Source organism: Streptomyces argenteolus (genome assembly GCF_042902585.1).
GTDB lineage: Bacteria > Actinomycetota > Actinomycetes > Streptomycetales > Streptomycetaceae > Streptomyces > Streptomyces argenteolus.
The window spans coordinates 117,062-134,626 of record NZ_JBIBEG010000006.1; the positions used below are offsets into that span (position 1 = coordinate 117,062).

A 17,565-nucleotide genomic window follows, 5' to 3' on the forward strand; every position below is an offset into this window, starting at 1 on the left:
GAGAGGCGGTTCACTCACCCCGGCCCCCGGGCCCGCGCCGCAGGCGAGCACCCCCGCTCGCCTATCCGGCATGCCCGTACACCCGTGAGGAAACCCGTGACAATCCAGCCACGAAGAGCACTCCGAAACCGGCGCGGCGCCATCAGCGCCCTACTCGCCACGACCCTCGCCGTCGTCAGCCTGCCCCTCGCCACCCCCGCCGTCGCGACCGGGTCCACCACTCCCCTTGCCGCGGGCACCTACCTGATCACGCTCGCCGACCAGCCCCTCGTCACCTACGACGGCAGCGTCGACGACCTCCCCGCCACCCGGCCCGCCAAGGGCAAGAGGCTCGACGTCACCGCCCCCGGCGCCAAGCGCTACCGCACCCACCTGACCGACAAGCAGAGCCAGGTCGCCAAGAAGGTCGGCGCCACCGTCCGCCAGCACTACGCCGTCACCACCAACACCTTCAGCGCCAAGCTCAGCGCGGCCCAACTCGTCCAGCTGGCCCGCACCAAGGGCGTCACCAACATCGCCCCCGACCGGTTCCACCACGTCACCGACGACAAGACCTCCACCGACTTCCTCGGCCTCTCCGGCCGCAAGGGTCTGTGGGCCGCGCTCGGCGGCACGGCCGAGGCCGGCAAAGGCATCGTCATCGGCGACATCGACACCGGCATCTGGCCCGAGAGCGCCTCCTTCGGGGCCCCCGCGCTGACGGCCGGGAAGCCCACCGGCCCACGCGGCGGGAAACCCACCCGGGACGACCCCTACCGGCCCTACCTCGACGGCACCACCACCGTGATGCACAAGGCCGACGGCACCACGTTCACCGGCACCTGCCAGACCGGCGAGAGTTTCACCGCGACCGACTGCAACCAGAAGATCATCAGCGCCCGGTACTTCGCTGAGGGCTGGTTGCAGAACGTCCCCGCGTCCAACCGCGCCGGCTACATCTCCCCCCGCGACAGCCAGGGCCACGGCACCCACACCGCATCGACCGCGGCCGGCAACGCCGGTGTGCGCGCCACCGCCGACGGCCGCGACCTCGGCACCATCTCGGGTGTCGCGCCCGCCGCAACCATCGCCGTCTACAAGGCTCTCTGGCAGAGCAAGGACGGCAAGAAGGACGGCGGTCTGACCAGCGACCTAGTCGCCGCCATCGACCAGGCCGTCGCCGACGGCGTGGACGTCATCAACTACTCCCTCGGCAGCACGTTCGAAAGCACCTACGACGACCCGGCCCAGACCGCGCTCCGCAACGCCGCCGCCGCAGGCGTCTTCGTGGCGACCGCCGGAGGCAACGCGGGCCCGGAGGCCTCCAGCCTCGACAACACGGCGCCCTGGACCACCACCGTCGCCGCCGGAACCATCGCCCCGCACACCGGCACCGTCACCCTCGGCAACGGGAAGAGCTACACCGGTATCAGCACCAGCGTGCAGGACACCGTCGGCTCCGCACCCCTCGTCCTCGCCGACGCCGTCAGGACCGCGGGGGCCGCCGACGCCGACTACTGCGCGGCGGGCACCCTCGACGCCGCACGTACCGCCGGGAAGGTGGTCGTCTGCACCCGCGGCGTCACCGCCCGTACCGACAAGTCCGCCGAGGTCAAGAGGGCCGGTGGCGTGGGCATGGTCCTCGTCAACAACGGCAAGGAAAGCACCGACGGCGACCTGCACTCCGTGCCGACCGTCCACCTCGGCGGTCCCGCCGCAACCGCTGTACGCGACTACGCGGCAGCGGGCGACGCCACCGTGACCCTCAGCAGGGGCGGCGCGGGTGAAACGTACCCGCAGGTCGCCGGCTTCTCCTCGCGCGGTCCCTCCCTCGTGGGCAACGGCGACCTCCTCAAGCCGGACATCACCGCACCCGGGTCCACCATTCTGGCTGCCGTGGCCCCGCCCGGTAACCACGGCCATGACTTCGACTACTACTCCGGCACCTCGATGGCGACCCCGCACATCGCCGGCCTCGCAGCCCTCTACCTCTCCGAGCACCCCACCTGGTCCCCGATGAGCGTCAAGTCGGCCATGATGACCACCGCCACCCCCACCAGGACCGCCGACGGCAAGGACAGCACCGACGTCTTCGCCCAGGGCGCCGGTGAGGTCGAGGCCGAAGCGATGCTCAGTCCCGGACTCGTCTACGACTCCGGTGATCAGGACTGGCTCGGATACCTCGAAGGGGTCGGCATCGACACCCGGTCCGGTGTCGATGCCGTCGATCCGAGTGATCTCAACTACCCCTCCATAGCCATCGGTGAGCTCTTCGGCTCCCAGACCGTCACCCGTACCGTCACCGCCACCTCCGCCGGCACCTACCGGGCCAAGGTCGACCTGCCGGGCGTGAAGGCCACCGTCTCCCCGTCCGTTCTCCACTTCAGCCACCCCGGGCAGAAGCGCACCTTCACGGTCAGGTTCGACGTGACCACCGCACCGTCGGGCGTCCTCGACACCGGTTCTCTCACCTGGACCTCCGGTCGCACCACCGTCCGCAGCCCGATCGCCGTCACCCCGCAGAGCGTCCACGCGCCCGCCGAGATCAAAGGCACCGGCACCAGCGGCGAGACCACCTACTCCGTCACTCCTGCGACCAGCACCCTCACGGCCACCGCCCGTGGCCCGGTCTCCGCGCCCCCCGTCAAGGGCACACTGACCGGAACCGCCGAGACCTACTACGAGGCGGCCATCCCGGCCGGTACCAAGGCCTCCCAGATCTCCGTCCACTTCGACGTGGCCGAAGGCAATCTCGCGGGCGTCGTCTGGGGGCCGATGATCGACGGGGTCCTGCAGAGCGCCGCGTTCGCCGACCCTGACAGCAACGGCGTCTTCACCGTCAACGTGTCGCGCACGAACGCCGATGCGATCTTCGTGGCCGTGGTCGCTGTCGACTACTCCGACGGCGGCGACAGCGTCACCCCGTACACCTACCAGGTGAACCGCGTCAGCGAGGACAGCCCGGTCACCGGCAAGGCCACCGTCACACCCGGCACCTCCCGTGTCACCCCTGGCACCCCGACCGACCTGACCGCCGCCTGGTCCGGCGTTCCGGCGGGAGCCCGGTCAACCGTCTGGATCGAATACCCCAACGGCGCGGGCACCTTCCTGACGCTCAACTGACACCGGCACCGCCTGCTCCGTACGACGTAGCACAGCCTCCGTACGCGCGAAGCCCTGCCTGTCCACGGGGGACGGCAGGGCTTTCGCGTCCCCGGTACGGGAAAGGGGCCGGGCCGCGCGGAGGGGCTCAGCCCTCGGGAGAGGCGGCAGGGACAGGCGTCCGTGCCGCCCGCGCGCGGGTCCGGGAGACCGCGACCCCGGCCAGGCAGAGCAGCCCGCCCGCGACCGTGAGCAGGGCCGGGACCTCGTCGAGCAGTAGCCATGACATCAGCACCACCAGGGCGGGCACCGCGTACGTCGTCGCGCCCATCCGGCCCGCCGTGGTCCTGGCCAGGGCGTACGCCCAGGTGGTGAAGGCCAGCGCGGTCGGGAACACCCCGAGATAGACCATGTTCAGCGTGGCGGACAGCGGGGCGTCCGCCGCCTCGGAGACCAGCACACCGCTGAAGGGCAGGCAGGCGACCATACCGATCAGGCAGCCGAACGTGGTGATCTGGAGGGCCGATCCGTGCCGGAGCGCGGGCTTCTGGCTGACCACGCCGCCGGCGTACGTCACCGCGGCCACCAGGCACAGCACGACGCCCAGGACCGACGAACTCCCGTGTCCCGACATGGAGAGCCCGACCACCACCGCGCCCGCGAACGAGACGGCCATGCCGACGAGCAGCCTTCTGGGCAGCCCTTCTCCGAGGAGACCGGCGCCGAGGAGGGCGATCAGGATCGGGCCGATGTTCACCAGCATCGCGGCGGTGCCCGCGTCGACCAGCTGTTCACCCCAGTTGAGCACCACCATGTAGAGCCCGAACCAGAGCAGCCCCGAGCCGATGATGCCCGGCCACGCCGCCCGGGACGGCAGCCCCTCGCGGCGTACGAGCAGGATCGCGCCGAGCGTCAGGGTGCCGGCGAGCAGCCGGCCCAGCGCCAGCGCCCCCGGTGAGTACGCCTCGCCGGCGCTGCGGATGGAGACGAATGCGGAGGCCCAGAGGACGACGGTGGTGCATGCGGCGGCAGGGGCCCGCCAGTCGCGTCCCGCGGTGTCCGGCGCGGCGGGGCGCGCTGTAGACGTTGTCATGGCTCGACGGTAGGGCGGGAACCGTTCGGCGCCCACCGAATTGACGGCTCACGTCAAGTGTCCGGGGTCGATGTCCAGGTGCCGCGAGAGCGCCCGCAGCCCGTCAGGGGTGGCGCGCACCGCCCTCCCCGTGCCGACCCGCTCGCACCAGCCCGCGTCCAGCACGTGCCGGCACAGGGCGGCCCCGGAGACGCCCGCCAGATGGGGGCGCCGCTCGGTCCAGTCCAGGCAGCCGCGTGCCAGCGGCCTGCGTGACGCCGTGTCGAGGCGCACACCGAGGCCGCCGAACCATCCCAGGCCCTCGTCGGTCAGGGCGAAGCCGGTGTCCTGCCGCAGCAGTCCGCGTTCGGTCATCGCGTCGGTGATCCGGATGCCGAGCCGCCCGGCGAGGTGGTCGTAGCAGGTCCGGCCCCGGGCCAGCGCGTGCTGGAGGCTCGCCTCGCGCAGGGTGCGCGGGGGTTTCTCCGCGCCCGGGGCGGCGTGGGCGGCCAGCTCCTCGATCAGCTGGGCGGTCCGTCCGTCGGCCAGCCGTACGTAGCGGTGGCGGCCCTGGCGTTCCTCGGTGAGCAGGCCGCCCCCGATCAGCTTGCCCAGATGCTCACTCGCCGTGGAGGGGGCCACCCCCGCGCTCCGGGCCAGCTCACCCGCCGTCCAGGCCCGCCCGTCGAGCAGGGCGAGGCAGAAGGAGGCGCGGGTCTCGTCGGCCAGCAGGGCGGCCAGCGCCGCGAGCCGGGGCGCGGCAGGATCGTTCGGTCTCGTACGGGCCATGGGTCCAGGATGCGTCAGGCACCATGCGGCGCGGGCCGAACCGTGCGGGTGGCGACCGTTTCCTCGTACTGGAGCGCGAGGCCGTCGAGCAGGGCCCGCAGGCCCGTCTCGAAGGCTCCCTCGTCGACCTGCTGGCGCCGGTCGGCCAGCAGGTGGGCCTGGCCGAGGTGCGGATAGTCGGCGGGGTCGTACGCCGTCTCGTCGTCGACGAAGCCCCGGGCGAAGGAGCCGAGCGCGGAGCCGGTGATGAAGTAGCGCATCAGGGCGCCGATGTACGTCGCCTGCGCGGGCGGCCACCCCGCCTCGACCATCGCGCCGAAGACCGCGTCGGCGACCCGCAGACCGGCGGGGCGGCGGCCCGGGCCCTGGGCGAGCACCGGGACGATGTGCGGGTGCTCGGCCAGCGCGGCACGGTAGGAGACGGCCCAGTCGTGCAGGGCTGCGGGCCAGTCCCTGGGGTCGGACCCCTCGAACATCGACAGGTCGACCTGGGCGGACACGGCGTCGGCGACCGCGTCGAGGATCTCGTCCTTGTTCCGGAAGTGGTTGTAGAGCGAGGGCCCGCTGACGCCCAGCTCGGCGGCCAGGCGGCGGGTCGACACCGCGTCCAGTCCCTCGGCGTCCACGAGCGCGCTCGCCGCCTCGACGATGCGGTCTCTGCTGAGGAGGGGCTTGCGCGGTCGGGCCATGCGGCACATAGTAGGGCCTGCACACGAAAAACTAGCAGTGCTAATTAAAAGTGGGGTGTCGCAGGATGAACCTGGAGCTGAGCGAGGAGCAGGATGCCGTCCGGCAGCTCGCCGAGGACTTCGTCGCGCGGGAGATCACCCCGCATGTCGTCGAGTGGGACCGGGCCGAGAGTGTCGACAAGTCGATCGTGAAGAAGCTGGGCGCCCTCGGCTTCCTGGGGCTGACCATCCCCGAGGAGTACGGCGGCTCCGGCGGTGACCACCTCTCCTACTGCCTGGTGACGGAGGAGCTCGGCCGGGGCGACTCCTCGGTGCGCGGCATCGTGTCCGTCTCCCTCGGCCTGGTGGCCAAGACGATCGCTTCCTGGGGCGACGAGGAGCAGAAGCGGCAGTGGCTGCCGCGGCTCACCGCCGGTGAGGCCGTCGGCTGCTTCGGTCTCACCGAGCCCGGCACCGGCTCCGACGCCGGCAACCTCAGCACCAGGGCCGTGCGTGACGGCGACGACTACGTCATCAACGGCTCCAAGATGTTCATCACCAACGGGACCTGGGCGGATGTCGTCCTGCTGTTCGCCCGCACCAACGACACCCCGGGGCACCGGGGCGTCTCCGCCTTCCTGGTGCCCGCCGACGCCCCCGGGCTGACCCGGCGCACGGTCCACGGGAAGCTCGGGCTGCGCGGCCAGGCCACCGCCGAACTGGTGCTGGAGGACGTCCGGGTCCCCGCCTCCACCCTTCTGGGCCCCGAGGGCAAGGGGTTCTCCATCGCCATGTCCGCCCTGGCCAAGGGGCGGATGTCGGTCGCGGCGGGCTGCGTCGGCATCGCCCAGGCCGCCCTGGACGCCGCCGTGCGCTACGCGGGCGAGCGCGAGCAGTTCGGGAAGCCCATCGCGAGCTACCAGCTCGTCCAGGAGCTCATCAGCGACATCTCCGTGGACGTCGACGCCGCCCGGATGCTCACCTGGCGCGTCGCCGACCTGATCGACCGGGGCCAGGACTTCGCCACCGCCGCCTCGACGGCGAAGCTGTTCGCCTCCGAGGCCGCGGTCCGGGCCGCGAACAACGCCCTCCAGGTGTTCGGCGGCTACGGCTACATCGACGAGTACCCCGTCGGCAAGCTGGTCAGGGACGCGCGGGTGATGACCCTGTACGAGGGCACCAGCCAGATCCAGAAGCTGATCATCGGCCGGGCGCTCACGGGGGTCTCCGCCTTCTGAGCCCTGCGGGCGCCCGACTGAGTACCGGGTGAGTACGCCGGCGGATACCGGCGTGCGCCACCGCGCCGGATGCTGTGCGGCATGAGTGATTCCACATCGGTCAAGCAGCAGAGCACCGCGGCCTTCTACGGACAGGCCGTCCTCTCCTTCGGAGTGGCCATGGGCGCGGTGGCCCTCGGTATCTTCTTCCTCGACGCCGACGCCTGGGTGCGGGCCTTCCTGGCCATCGGCGTCCTCTACCTGGTCACCTCGTGCTTCACCCTCGCCAAGGTCATCCGGGACCGCCAGGAGGCGGGCCAGATCATCAGCCGGGTCGACCAGGCCAGGCTGGAGAAGATCCTCGCCGAGCACGACCCCTTCCAGAAGCTCTGACGATCTCACCCCGGTACGCTCTAAGCGCTTGCTCAGGTTCGCGGTATGGTGTTCGTCCTGCCAGCGGAAAGGGGCGCGTCGCGATGAGCACGGCGGAGGAGACCGACGGCGACAACACGCCGTGGAGCGAGGTCACACCCGAGGCGGCGAGGCGGCTGCTCGTCGCGGCCGTCGAGGCATTCGCCGAGCGCGGCTACCACGCGACCACCACCCGGGACATCGCCGGCCGCGCCGGGATGAGCCCGGCGGCGCTCTACATCCACTACAAGACCAAGGAAGAGCTGCTCCACCGGATCAGCAGGATCGGCCACGACCGGGCCCTGCTCCTGCTGGAGACGGCGGCCGACAGGGACGGCACGGCGGCCGAGCGGCTCGCCGACGCGGTCCGGGCCTTCGTCCGCTGGCACGCGGAACGGCACACCACGGCCCGGGTGGTGCAGTACGAGCTGGAGGCCCTCGGCGATGAGCACCGCGCCGAGATCGTGGCCCTGCGCAGGCGGAGCGACGCCGTCGTGCGCCGGATCATCGGCGAGGGTGTCCGGGCCGGCGAGTTCGACGTACCCGACGTGCCGGGCACCACTCTCGCCGTGCTGTCCCTCTGCATCGACGTTGCCCGCTGGTTCAGCGCGCAGGGCAGCCGGACGCCCGAGGAGGTCGGCACCCTCTACGCCGACCTCGTCCTGCGCATGGTGGGCGCCCAGAAGTGACCCAGGGCGCCCCCGGGGCGGCGGCCGGCGCTCAGAAGTAGTAGCGCGACACCGACTCCGCGACACAGGCGGGCTTGTCGCCGCCCTCGCGCTCGACGGTGACGAGGGCGGTCACCTGCACTCCGCCGCCCGCCTCCTCGACGTCCTTCAGAACGGCCGTGGCGCGCAGCCGCGAGCCCACCGGGACCGTCGAGGGGAAGCGGACCTTGTTGGTCCCGTAGTTGATGCCCATCTTCGCGCCCTCGACCCGCAGGATTTGCGGGACGAGCACCGGCAGCAGTGACAGCGTCAGATATCCGTGCGCGATCGTCGTGCCGAACGGGCCGGCGGCGGCGCGCTCCGGGTCCACGTGGATCCACTGGTGGTCGCCCGTGGCCTCGGCGAACTGGTCGATCCTCTTCTGCTCGATCTCCAGCCAGTCGCTGTGACCGAGCTCCTCGCCCACTGCGTCCCGCAGCTCCTGCGCGGACGTGAAGATCTTCGGCTCTGCCATGGTTCTGGTCCCTGCCTTCCGGCTGTCGTCCGCCCTTCCCGGGCGATGTCTAAGCGCTTGCTCAGCATGGTTGGGTCGCGCGTCCCTGTCAACGACGGACCGGCCGGGTTTTCCGGGAGGGCGGCGGGGGCCGAGGTGCGGCCACTAGGGTGGGATGAGTGCCACAGATTCCGCAGTCATACCAAGAACTCACCGTCGGTCAGCTGTCCGCCCGTAGTGGCGCCGCGGTGTCGGCGCTGCACTTCTACGAGTCCAAGGGCCTGATCAGCAGCACCCGCACGAGCGGCAACCAGCGCCGCTACACCAGGGACGCGCTGCGCCGGGTGGCCTTCGTGAGGGCCGCGCAGCGGGTGGGCATCCCGCTCGCCACGATCAGGAAGGCGCTGGCCGAGCTGCCGGAGGAGCGCACCCCGAACCACGACGACTGGGCGCGGCTCTCGCGGGCCTGGCGCTCGGAGCTGGACGAGCGCATCACGCAGCTGGGACGCCTGCGGGACCACCTCAGCGACTGCATCGGCTGCGGGTGCCTCTCGCTGGAGACCTGTGTGCTGTCCAACCCCGACGACGTGTTCGGTGACCGGCTGACCGGCTCGCGTCTGATGCCCGAGCGGGACGTGGCGGACGGCGGCTGAACGGCCGCCCCCCGCGCTCCGGCGGCCTCCCCGGCTGCCGGACGCCCAGCTCCCGCGACCGGCCGCCCGGCCTCCCCGGCTGCCGACCGGCCACCTCGTACCGCCTGAGCGCTCCGGGCGGCCGGCGCCCCCGCGCCGCCCGCGGCGGCCGGCGCCCCACTCCGCGTGGCGCGTGGGTGTTCAGGCGGCCGATGCCAGGTCCCTCGTCCGCGCTCGCCTCGCCTCGGCCAGCGCTCCCGCCGTCAGGACCGGGCGGGGGACCACGATGCCGCACCCCGTGCACACCGGGCCCGACCAGGGTTCGCGGTCCAGGTCCTGGCGCCAGACGATCCCGGCTTCCGTGCAGACCGGGCAGACGGCCCCGGGCTCGGCCCCCAGGGCCGCGATCAGCCGTCCCAGGACCTCGGCCAGCGGGGCGCTCGGGTGGACGTCCGGATCGTCGCAGTGCGCGATACCGTTGCCGCCCCAGGTGCGCCGGTGCCAGTCGTCGAAGGAGCCGGGCCGGCGCAGCCCGTCGTGCTTCTCGCGGCGCCGCCGCTCGGCGAAGCCCGACTCGTAGGCGAGCCAGACGGCCCGTGCCGCCTCCAGCTCCTCCAGCGCGCGGACCAGGCGCGCCGGATCGGGGGCCCGGTCCTCGGGTTCCAGGCCGTGCCGGGCGCACAGATGGTCCCAGGTCGCCCGGTGCCCGTACGGGGCGAATCTCTCCAGGCACTTGCGCAGCGAATACCGCCGCAAGGCAAGGTCGCCCCGCGGATCGCGGACCTGTCTCGCAAGACTCCGGAATCCGGCCATGGCACTGCCACCTCCGTCGCTCGTACTTCGGCGTCAAGGGATGGACGTACGCCTGCCCGATTCGGCTCCATCGAAAGGTGAAACGCGTCCACGGACTGAGATAGACCCTGTGAGGCCCTGCGTGAGACCGTGTATCGGCGTGTGATGATTCTGAAAAAGTGACTGATGTTCATCTTACCGGCGGGTCCTACCGCCAGTAACCTCCGGCGCATCGGCCACCCGGAGGAGCACGCATGCCCCCACGCACCCGCACGCTCAGAACCGCCGCAGCCGCGGCGGTTCTCGCTCTCGGTACGTCCCTTCTCGCCACGGTTCCCAGTGCCGGAGCCGCGGAGCCGGAACCTCTCGCCGTCACCGATCACTGCCAAGGCCGGTGCGCGGACATCCTGCCGCCCGGCGAGAACGGCAACGCCACCCTCGTCGAGATCCTCGGCAACAAGGCGTTCGGCACCCACCCCGCGCACAGCGACGACCAACTCGACCGCTACAACGGCCTGGTCGCGGGCCACACCGGCCTCACCGACCAGAAGCTGACCGACTTCTTCAACGACGCCTCCTTCGGAGTCGCCGCGGACCAGATCGAGTCCGTGACCCGACCGCGCGAGGACGTCACGATCACCCGGGACAAGAAGAGCGGCGTCCCGCACATCAAGGGCACCACGCGCTACGGCACCGAGTTCGGCGCCGGGTTCGCGGCCGGGCAGGACCGCCTGTGGCTGATGGACCTCTTCCGGCACATCGGGCGCGGCGAGCTGACGTCGTTCGCCGGGGGAGCACTGGCCAACCAGGGCCTGGAGCAGCAGTTCTGGCCGCAGGCCCCGTACACCGAGGCGGACCTCGAGGCCCAGGTCGAATGGATCAGGACCACGGAGGGCGCGCGGGGCGAGCAGGCGATGGCCGACGCACAGGCCTACGTCGACGGGATCAACGCCTACCGGGTGAAGTCGAAGGACGGCCGCTACTTCCCGGGTGAGTACGTCCTCACCGGGAAGATCGACTCGATCACGAACGTGGGCGAGATCCAGCCGTTCAAGCTCACCGACCTGATCTCGATCGCCTCGGTCGTCGGCGGCCAGTTCGGCGGGGGAGGAGGCGGCGAGGTCCAGGCCGCGCTCTCGCTGCTCGCCGCCCAGCAGAAGTACGGCGTCCAGGAGGGCACTCGCGTCTGGGAGTCCTTCCGTCAGCGCAACGACCCGGAGGCCGTCCTCACCGTCCACGACGGCACCTCCTTCCCGTATGCCGGCAAGCCCGACACCGCCCGGGGCACCGCCCTCCCCGACCCGGGCTCGGTCACCCCGGAACCCCTGATATACGACCGCACCGGCTCGGCCGGCACCGGCGTCAAGGCCCCCGTGAAGGCGCCGGCCGCCCTCGCTCCGCTCCAGGGCATGTACGACGACGGTGTGATCCCCGAGGGCTCGCTGCCCGGATCGGGTGACGGCGCCCAGAGGCGCGGCATGTCCAACGCCCTCCTGGTGTCCGGCAAGCACACCGCGAGCGGCAACCCGATCGCCGTCATGGGCCCCCAGACCGGCTACTTCGCCCCGCAGCTGATGATGCTCCAGGAGCTCCAGGGGCCCGGCATCAGCGCCCGGGGGGTCTCGTTCGCGGGTGTCGGCATGTACATCCAGATGGGCCGAGGCCAGGACTACGCCTGGAGCGCGACCTCCGCGGCCCAGGACATCACCGACACCTACGCGGTCGAGCTGTGCGAACCCGACGGTTCCGCGCCCACCAAGAACTCCACGCACTACCGGAACGACGGCGCCTGCACGGCCATGGAGAAGCTGGAGCGCAGCAACTCCTGGAAGCCCACCGTCGCCGACTCCACAGCCAAGGGCTCCTACCGCATGCAGGTGTGGCGCACCGACTACGGCATCGTCAGCCACCGCGCCACGGTGGGCGGCAAGCCGGTCGCGTACACCTCGCTGCGCACCACCTACCGGCACGAGGCCGACTCGATCATCGGCTTCCAGATGCTCAACGACCCCGCGGTCGTCACCGACGCGGCCACCTTCCAGCAGGCGGCGAGCAACATCGACTACGCCTTCAACTGGTTCTACGCCGACTCGCGCACCACGGCCTTCTACAACAGCGGGATGAACCCGGTGCGCGCGGAAGGGGTCGACGCCGCGCTGCCGGTCAAGGCCGAGAAGGCGTACGAGTGGAAGGGGTACGACCCGGCGGCGAACACCACCGACTACACCCCCTTCGCCGCGCACCCGCACTCCAGTGGTCAGGACTACTACATCTCCTGGAACAACCGGCAGGCCAAGGACTACTCCACCGCGGCCTTCGGCTTCGGAGCGGTGCACCGGGGCGACCTGCTCGACGACCGGGTCTCCGCACTCGTGGCGGCCGGCGGCGTCACCCGCGCGTCCCTCACCCGCGCCATGGCCGAGGCGGCGGTCACCGACCTGCGCGGCGAGCAGTTGCTGCCCGAACTCCTCAAGGTGCTGCGCTCCCAGCCGGTCACCGATCCCGAAGTGGACGCGGTGATCCAGAAGCTCGACTCCTGGCGGGCCGCCGGCGCCCAGCGCAAGGAGACGGCACCGGGGTCGCACACCTACACCCACGCGGAGGCGGTACGCATCATGGACGCGTGGTGGCCGAAACTGATCGAGGCGGAGTTCCGGCCCGGCCTCGGTGACGGTCTCTACTCGGCGCTGACCGCGAACCTGGCCACGGACGAGTCCCCGGCCGCCAGCCACGGGCCGAGCGGGGCGCACAGCGGATCAGCCTTCCAGTACGGCTGGTGGGGTTTCGCCGACAAGGATCTGCGCCAGGTGCTCGGACAGACCGTCAAGGGACCGCTGGCGAAGACGTACTGCGGCAACGGCGACCTCGCCGCCTGCCGTTCCGCGCTGCTGAGCACCCTGAAGGCGGCGGCGGCCGTCCCCGCGGCCACGGTCTACCCGGGCGACGACACGTGCGGCGCGGGAGACCAGTGGTGCACCGACTCCATCGTGCACCGGCCGCTGGGCGGGATCTCGCAGAAGTCGATCCACTGGCAGAACCGGCCGACGTACCAGCAGGTCGTGGAGTTCCCCTCGCACCGCTGAGGCCGGAGGCCGCGACGGTCGCGACCGCCGGGCCGGGCCCCGTGGCGGCCCGGCCCGGCGGGGCCCGTCCGGTACCGAGGCGTCATCGGCCTCGGTACCGGACGGGTGCTCACCGGTCGAGGGGGACTCCTCTACCGGCGGGTGCTCACCGGTAGAGGAGGTACTCCTTGCGCGTCGCGCGGAAGGCGGCCAGATCCTCCGACCACGCCCCCACCACCTCGTCCGTGTCCGCACCCGCGTCGATCATCGTGCGGACGCGCGTGTTGCCCGTGAGCTTGTCGATCCAGTTGTCCGCACGCCACGCGAACCCGCTCCACGACCGCTTCGCGGTCACCAGCAGCGCGATGCCGGTGCGGACCGGGTCGAAGACCTCGCGGTCCTGGACGTGCACCTGCACCCCGCCGACCGTCCTGCCCTGGAACTTGGAGAACGTCGGCGCGAAGTACGCCTCGCGGAAGGCGACCCCGGGCAGCTCCAGCGCGTTCGCCGCCGCCGCCCACCGGTGGTCGACGCCCTCCGCGCCCAGCAGCTCGAACGGCCGCGTCGTCCCGCGCCCCTCCGAGAGGTTGGTGCCCTCGAAGAGGCAGGTGCCCGGGTAGACCAGCGCGGTCTCGGGCGTCGGCATGTTCGGGCTCGGCGGCACCCACGGCAGGCCCGTCTCGTCGAAGAAGTCGGACCGCCGCCAGCCGGACATCCTCACCACGTCCAGCTCCAGCGGCCGGGCCGTCAGGAACTCCCCGTCGAAGAGCAGGGCCAGCTCCGCCACCGTCATGCCGTGCGCCTGGGAGATCTCCCGGCGCCCCACGAACGTGCCGAAGGCCGGATCGAGCACGGGCCCCAGCGCCGCCCGCCCGGTCACCGGGTTGGGCCGGTCCAGGACGACGAACCGCTTGCCCGCGAGCGCCGCCGCCTCCATGCAGTCGTACAGCGTCCAGATGTACGTGTAGAAGCGGGCGCCCGCGTCCTGGATGTCGAAGACCACGGTGTCCACACCCGAAGCGGTGAAGACGTCGGCGAGCGGCTGACCGCTCTTCAGATACGTGTCGTAGACCGGCAGCCCCGTCGCCGGGTCGTCGTAGCGCCCCTCCGAACCGCCCGCCTGCGCCGTGCCGCGGAAGCCGTGCTCCGGGCCGAAGACGGCGGTCAGGTCCACCCGGTCGTCGGGGTGCATCACATCGACGATGTGGCGGACGTCCGAGGTGATCCCGGTGGGGTTGGTGACGATGCCGACCTTCTGCCCGGCGAGCAGCCCGTAACCGTCGGCGGCCAGCCGGTCGAAGCCGGTGCGGACCCGGGTACGCGCGGAACCGGAAGCCCGGCCCGCGGCCGATGCGGTTCCGGCTCCGGCGGTCGCGGCCAGGGCCCCCATCGCACCGCCGACGGCCAGCACACCACGTCTGGACAGGGTCATTCCGCTACCTCCATGATCGCGCCGACTGTCATGGTCACGCACGCTAGCGCGGGTGCGGGCCGCGCGGAACGGCCACGACTGGGCAGATTCCCAGTCCTGCCCCGAACCCCTTCCCGGATCACATACCGACTGGTTAGTCTGCCGGGGAAGACGGCTGAGAGAGGCGGGACCGATGAGCACGGTGCAGGGCGCTGGCGTAGTGGTGACGGGAGCCGGAGGGGGCATCGGCGCCGCGCTGGCCCGGAAGTTCGCCGCGGAGGGCGCACGGGTCGTCGTCAACGACCTCGACGCCGACCGGATCACGTCCCTTGCCGAGGAGATCGGCGGCACCGTCGTGGCGGGCGACGCCTCGACGATCGTGGAGGCCGCGCGGGAGGCGCTCGGCGGCAGGATCGACGTCTACTGTGCCAACGCCGGTCTCGCCTCGGGCGGCGACGCGTTCGCCGAGGAGGACGTCTGGGCCCGGGCCTGGGACGTCAACGTGATGGCGCACGTCCGCGCGGCCAGAGCCCTGCTGCCCGAGTGGCTGGAGCGCGGCAGCGGCCGTTTCGTCTCCACGGCCTCGGCGGCCGGGCTGCTGACGATGATCGGGGCGGCCCCGTACAGCGTCACCAAGCACGGCGCCGTCGCCTTCGCCGAGTGGCTCTCGCTGACCTACCGGCACCGGGGCGTCAAGGTCCACACGATCTGCCCCCAGGGCGTGCGTACGGACATGCTCACGGCGGCGGGTTCCGCGGGGGACCTCGTCCTCGCACCCACCGCCATCGAGCCGGAGGCCGTCGCCGACGCCCTGTTCGACGCCATGGAGCAGGACCGCTTCCTGGTCCTGCCGCACCCCGAGGTGGCGGGTTACTACCGCGCCCGCGCCAAGGATCCCGACCAGTGGCTCGGCAACATGAACCACCTCCAGCAGAAGTGGGAGGGGGCCGGCGCATGAGCGACTCGATCTACGCGGCCAAGCCCTGGACGGGCCTGCTCACCGAGGCCCAGCTCGCCCCCGTCCACCCGGCCGAGACCATGGTGCACGCCTTCCGCGACGCCGTCGGCCGGGCTCCCGAGCACACCTTCCTCGCCTACTTCGACGGCCGGCTCAGCTACCGCGAGACCGACGAGCTGTCCGATTCCGTGGCCGGCCACCTCGCCGCCGCGGGACTGCGGCGCGGCGACCGGGTCGCCATCATGCTGCAGAACACCCCGCACTTCGTGCTCGCCCTGCTCGGCGCCTGGAAGGCGGGTGCCACCGTTGTCCCGCTCAACCCGATGTACAAGTCCGGCGAGGTCGGGCACGTACTGAAGGACGCCGGGGTGACCGCGCTGATCTGTTCGGACCGGGCCTGGGAGGCCTATCTGCGGGTCACCGCCGAGGCCGCCCCTGGCGTGACGATCGTCCTCACCGCCTGCGAGCTCGACCTCCAGTCGGCCGACGACCCGCGCGTGCTCGGCTTCGAGCGGCTGCCCGCGCCCGGGCCCGACGACCGGGCCTGCGATCTGGTGACCGTCGCCCGCCTCGGTCTCGCGGCGCCCGGGGGCCGGGAGCTCGCCGCGTCGGACACCGCCCTGATCAGCTACACCTCGGGGACGAGCGGTACCCCCAAGGGCGCCATGAACTCCCAGGGCAACATCATGGTCAACGCCGAGCGCCAGCGCGCCGGCCACCCCATCGAGGAGGGCTCGGCTTACTTCGCCCTCGCCCCGCTGTTCCACATCACCGGCATGGTGTGCCAGCTCGCGGCCTGCGTCGCCAACGCGGGCACCCTGGTCCTCGCCTACCGCTTCGAGGCGAGCGTCGTCCTGGAGGCCTTCGCCGAGCACCGCCCGGCCTACACCGTGGGGCCCTCGACCGCCTTCATGGCGCTCGCCGCGCACCCGGCCGCCACCCGTGAGCACTTCGCCTCCTTCCAGGTGATCTCCTCCGGGGGCGCCCCGCTGCCGCCCGCGCTGGTCGAGAAGTTCCGCGAGGGCTTCGGTCCGTACATCCGCAACGGCTACGGACTGACCGAGTGCACCGCGCCCTGCGCCTCCGTACCGCCGGAGCGCGAAGCACCCGTCGACCCGGTCTCGGGGACCCTCTCCGTCGGTGTCCCCGGTCCCGACACGCTGGTCCGGATCATCGACGAGAAGGGTGACGACGTCCCCTTCGGCGAGCAGGGCGAGATCGCCGTACGCGGGCCCCAGGTCGTCTCCGGCTACTGGAACCTCCCCGAGGCGACCGAGGCCGCCTTCCCGGACGGGGAGCTGCGCACGGGTGACATCGGCTTCATGGACACGGCGGGCTGGCTCTACGTCGTGGACCGCAAGAAGGACATGATCAACGCCTCCGGGTTCAAGGTGTGGCCCCGGGAGGTCGAGGACATCCTCTACACCCACCCGGCGGTCAGGGAAGCCGCCGTCGTCGGCGTCCCGGACGCCTACCGCGGCGAGACCGTCCGGGCCTACGTCAGCCTCCGCCCGGGCGCCGACGTGGACCCCCGCGAACTCGGCGCCTACTGCAAGGAGCGGCTGGCCGCCTACAAGTACCCGCGCGAGGTGGAGATCCTGGCCGAGCTCCCCAAGACGGCGAGTGGGAAGATCCTCAGGCGGGAACTGCGTTCCCCCCGTTAGAACAGTTCACGCGGTACGAGAGGGCAGGTGGCGGCAATGGCCAAGGCGACGGACGGGGACGGTACCCCCGTCCCCCAGAGGCTGCTGGCCGCCGCCACCCGGCTGTTCGCCGAGCGCGGCTACGACCGCACGTCGGTCCAGGAGATCGTCGAGGCGGCGGGTGTCACCAAGGGGGCGCTCTACCACTACTTCGGCTCCAAGGAGGATCTCCTCCAGGAGGTCTACGCCCGGGTGCTGCGGCTCCAGCAGGAGCGCCTCGACGCCTTCGCGGACGCCGAGGCGCCGGTCGAGCAGCGGCTGCGCGACGCGGCGGCGGACGTGGTCGTCACGACGATCGAGAACCTCGACGACGCCTCGATCTTCTTCCGCTCCATGCACCACCTGAGCCCGGAGAAGAACAAGCAGGTGCGGATCGAGCGCCGCCGCTACCACGAGCGCTTCCGCGCCCTGATCGAGGAGGGCCAGCGCCTCGGCGTCTTCTCCTCCGCGACCCCGGCGGACCTGGTCGTCGACTACCACTTCGGCTCGGTCCACCACCTGTCCACCTGGTACAGCCCGGAGGGCCCGCTCAGCCAGCAGGAGGTCGCCGACCACCTGGCGGACCTGCTGCTGCGGGCGCTGCGCCCCTGACGGCCGCCCCGGCCCCC

Annotated in this window: 15 protein-coding genes; 9 read left to right on the top strand and 6 right to left on the bottom strand. The window is 71.6% G+C overall.

Annotated elements, in window-relative coordinates; genetic code table 11:
• Positions 1-96: 96 nt before the first annotated feature.
• The gene (locus ACFY8O_RS21790; protein WP_387904785.1) at positions 97-3,102 is read left to right on the top strand and encodes a S8 family serine peptidase; all 3,006 of its coding nucleotides are present in this window, start codon (positions 97-99) and stop codon (positions 3,100-3,102) included.
• 127 nt (positions 3,103-3,229) lie between these two features.
• Here the strand turns inward: ACFY8O_RS21790 and ACFY8O_RS21795 are convergent, their stop codons facing one another.
• From ACFY8O_RS21795 to ACFY8O_RS21805, 3 genes are read right to left on the bottom strand one after another with little or no spacing between them, the layout of a single operon-like run.
• Positions 3,230-4,174: a DMT family transporter gene (locus ACFY8O_RS21795; protein ID WP_387904788.1), complete on the bottom strand. Its 945-nt coding sequence runs from the start codon at positions 4,172-4,174 to the stop codon at positions 3,230-3,232.
• A gap of 48 nt (positions 4,175-4,222) precedes the next feature.
• Complete coding sequence (locus ACFY8O_RS21800; RefSeq protein WP_387904790.1) at positions 4,223-4,942, bottom strand: ArsR/SmtB family transcription factor; 720 nt, start codon at positions 4,940-4,942, stop codon at positions 4,223-4,225.
• Positions 4,943-4,956: 14 nt separating this feature from the next.
• Positions 4,957-5,631, bottom strand: a complete 675-nt coding sequence (locus ACFY8O_RS21805) for a TetR/AcrR family transcriptional regulator (RefSeq protein WP_387904791.1) — start codon at positions 5,629-5,631, stop codon at positions 4,957-4,959.
• Between the two features lie 65 nt (positions 5,632-5,696).
• Between ACFY8O_RS21805 and ACFY8O_RS21810 the strand changes: the two genes are divergently transcribed.
• From ACFY8O_RS21810 to ACFY8O_RS21820, 3 genes are all read left to right on the top strand, one after another.
• On the top strand, positions 5,697-6,848 hold the full coding sequence (locus ACFY8O_RS21810) for an acyl-CoA dehydrogenase family protein (RefSeq protein WP_387904793.1): 1,152 nt from the start codon (positions 5,697-5,699) through the stop codon (positions 6,846-6,848).
• Positions 6,849-6,929: 81 nt separating this feature from the next.
• A complete protein-coding gene (locus ACFY8O_RS21815) occupies positions 6,930-7,220 on the top strand; it encodes a YiaA/YiaB family inner membrane protein (protein WP_145806665.1) in 291 nt (96 codons plus the stop codon).
• An 83-nt stretch (positions 7,221-7,303) separates the two neighbouring features.
• Complete coding sequence (locus tag ACFY8O_RS21820) at positions 7,304-7,927, top strand: TetR/AcrR family transcriptional regulator (RefSeq protein ID WP_145806663.1); 624 nt, start codon at positions 7,304-7,306, stop codon at positions 7,925-7,927.
• A 31-nt stretch (positions 7,928-7,958) separates the two neighbouring features.
• Here ACFY8O_RS21820 and ACFY8O_RS21825 read toward each other — a convergent pair whose 3' ends face one another.
• Entirely contained in the window at positions 7,959-8,420 is a 462-nt protein-coding gene (locus tag ACFY8O_RS21825) for a MaoC family dehydratase (RefSeq protein WP_387904797.1), read from the bottom strand.
• A 158-nt stretch (positions 8,421-8,578) separates the two neighbouring features.
• On the opposite strand from ACFY8O_RS21825, the gene soxR reads away from it, so the two are divergent.
• The gene (soxR, locus tag ACFY8O_RS21830) at positions 8,579-9,052 is read left to right on the top strand and encodes a redox-sensitive transcriptional activator SoxR (RefSeq protein ID WP_145806659.1); all 474 of its coding nucleotides are present in this window, start codon (positions 8,579-8,581) and stop codon (positions 9,050-9,052) included.
• Between the two features lie 180 nt (positions 9,053-9,232).
• On the opposite strand, the gene ACFY8O_RS21835 is transcribed toward soxR, so the two are convergent.
• The gene (locus ACFY8O_RS21835; RefSeq protein WP_145806657.1) at positions 9,233-9,844 is read right to left on the bottom strand and encodes a hypothetical protein; all 612 of its coding nucleotides are present in this window, start codon (positions 9,842-9,844) and stop codon (positions 9,233-9,235) included.
• A 233-nt stretch (positions 9,845-10,077) separates the two neighbouring features.
• On the opposite strand from ACFY8O_RS21835, the gene ACFY8O_RS21840 reads away from it, so the two are divergent.
• Positions 10,078-12,906, top strand: coding sequence for a penicillin acylase family protein (locus ACFY8O_RS21840; protein WP_387904801.1), 2,829 nt, complete (start codon positions 10,078-10,080; stop codon positions 12,904-12,906).
• 145 nt (positions 12,907-13,051) lie between these two features.
• On the opposite strand, the gene ACFY8O_RS21845 is transcribed toward ACFY8O_RS21840, so the two are convergent.
• Positions 13,052-14,317 (bottom strand): exo-beta-N-acetylmuramidase NamZ family protein, encoded by a 1,266-nt coding sequence (locus ACFY8O_RS21845; protein ID WP_387904804.1) that lies wholly within the window; start codon positions 14,315-14,317, stop codon positions 13,052-13,054.
• 172 nt (positions 14,318-14,489) lie between these two features.
• Here ACFY8O_RS21845 and ACFY8O_RS21850 point away from each other — a divergent pair, with 172 nt between their 5' ends.
• From ACFY8O_RS21850 to ACFY8O_RS21860, 3 genes are read left to right on the top strand one after another with little or no spacing between them, the layout of a single operon-like run.
• Complete coding sequence (locus ACFY8O_RS21850) at positions 14,490-15,254, top strand: SDR family oxidoreductase (protein ID WP_145806651.1); 765 nt, start codon at positions 14,490-14,492, stop codon at positions 15,252-15,254.
• A complete protein-coding gene (locus ACFY8O_RS21855; protein ID WP_387904806.1) occupies positions 15,251-16,918 on the top strand; it encodes an AMP-binding protein in 1,668 nt (555 codons plus the stop codon). Before ACFY8O_RS21850 ends, ACFY8O_RS21855 begins: the two co-directional genes overlap by 4 nt.
• A 36-nt stretch (positions 16,919-16,954) precedes the next feature.
• Entirely contained in the window at positions 16,955-17,548 is a 594-nt protein-coding gene (locus ACFY8O_RS21860; protein ID WP_145806647.1) for a TetR/AcrR family transcriptional regulator, read from the top strand.
• Positions 17,549-17,565 lie beyond the last annotated feature (17 nt).